The organism is Natrinema pallidum DSM 3751 (assembly GCF_000337615.1).
GTDB lineage: Archaea > Halobacteriota > Halobacteria > Halobacteriales > Natrialbaceae > Natrinema > Natrinema pallidum.
Genome location: NZ_AOII01000050.1, coordinates 1 through 1,897 on the forward strand (window position 1 = coordinate 1; position 1,897 = coordinate 1,897).

General features: G+C 64.3%; 1 protein-coding gene. It reads right to left on the reverse strand.

Annotated elements, in window-relative coordinates:
- Nucleotides 1–122: 122 nt before the first annotated feature.
- Nucleotides 123–941, reverse strand: coding sequence for a rolling circle replication-associated protein (locus C487_RS09215; RefSeq protein WP_004045523.1), 819 nt, complete (start codon nt 939–941; stop codon nt 123–125).
- Nucleotides 942–1,897: the final 956 nt, after the last annotated feature.

The following is a 1,897-nucleotide window of genomic DNA, read 5'->3' on the forward strand; positions in this document are numbered from 1 at the left end:
TCGCAGGACGGCGCAAGGGTCGCCGAAAATCGAACCGACCCCACCACCCACCACAGGGACCTATAACGGTGTCTAGGGGGACCCCACCCGGCACCTCTCACCTCGCGGTGGGACCGACCGATCTAGTCTGGTGGCGGTCCTCTATCCTCGTCGCGCCGGAAGTCTCCCGACGCAGCCGACACCCAGTCCTCGACGATCGGATCCCACGCCATCAGTGACCAGTCCTCCTCGAGCGCACTGCCGTCACGATCGTCGCCGCCCGGATCGCGTGGATCGAGATCGACGTCGGCGCTAGATCCGTACCGCCGCGACCCCGACGGCAGGAACGACAGCGAGCCACGACCGAGGTACGCACTGATGTAGTGCGCCGCGTTCCGTGCGTCCACCCGCCGGATGTCCACCACCCGGCCGAGGCCGACGCGCTCGGCCAACTGCGACAGTTCCCGCTGCGGCAGGAACCGATCCACGAGCAGGTGCAGGTGCGGCCGGTCCCGCTCGTCTCCCTCGTGCCGCACCCACAGATACGACAGGTTTGGATAGCGGTCCCTCAGTTCCGTCCTCAGCGCGTTCCACCGATCGGTGATGTACTCGTGCTTCTCCTCCTTCGACGCGGGCGCTCTGCGGTCCACTGTGAGCGTCAGGAACCGACGCATCTCCGGGCGCTCCTCCGTGATCCGTTCTATCTCCTCGATCAGTCCCATCCTCAGCCGGTGGCCGCAACACTCGCAGTCCCACGAACCGCAACGGTACGACGCCTGTTCCCCCGATTCTGTCTGGTACTTCAGGTGCGCCAAGTCCTTCCGGCAGTCCGGCCGCTCCCGATCCGGCCCGCAATCCCAGTCCCGACCGAGCCGTGACTGCTCATCCAACTCGACCTCGCCGTCGACGGGATCCGCGCTCACTCCGACCACCCCGACCGACGCGATCGCGAGCTGCTCCACGAGTGGCCCGACAGCACGTCCGGCCCAGCTGGGGCGGCACTATCCGACGACCGCGACGAAGACGAGCCGGTGGCACCGCACCGCACCATAGCCACCGGCACGTCTTCTACCGCACCGCACGGTGGAACGCCTGAATTGGCGAAGCATAGCGGCTCTTGAGTTGTTCTAACTAGCGTCGAGTAAAGACCGCACCGCCGCCGCACCGCCACCGCACAAGATAGCCCCCTCCCGCCGGTCGGGGGCGTGCGGATCGGGCGGCCCTCGAGCCGGGTACGCCGGCTCTCGGGCAAATCAAGATCGCCCGATCCTTGCGGTGGATCGGCGCTTAGTCGTCCAGACCGAGCGTTTCCGTGAACCGTCGAAACACTTACTGACTCGGCTGAGAGAGGACAGAGCGAGGACGAACCCTCCGGCCAAGAGGTTTCCACCGGGCGATTCTGCCACAAATCGCGTCCGGTGGAATCGTCCGTCGCCCGGGCCTTCTCCGGGCATTCACTCACGTTGCGTAGCTTTGACTGCGACGAGAACGACTAGCCCCTTAAAGAATACTGACCTTTCACCCCGGCAGAACATCTACCTATCCCGATACTACCAACACGCCCACATATTGTTATTAGCAGTTCTAACCATAGCCAGACAGAACCCGAAACCGCATGACAGCGCAGGGGTCGCCGATCGCCCCGGAGTATCACCCATCACAACTTACCGCCGTCTTGCGATTCTTCCCCCTGTCGAATCCCGGCCCTATCCGTACAATCGCAGGACGGCGTAAGGATACCCCTGTCTGAACCGCCACAACTTACCGCCGTCTTGCGATTCTCCCACCACAATCACTCGCCCCTCCGCTCCCTAATCGCAGGACGGCGCAAGGGTCGCCGAAAATCGAACCGACCCCACCACCCACCACAGGGACCTATAACGGTGTCTAGGGGGACCCCACCCGGCACCTCTCACCT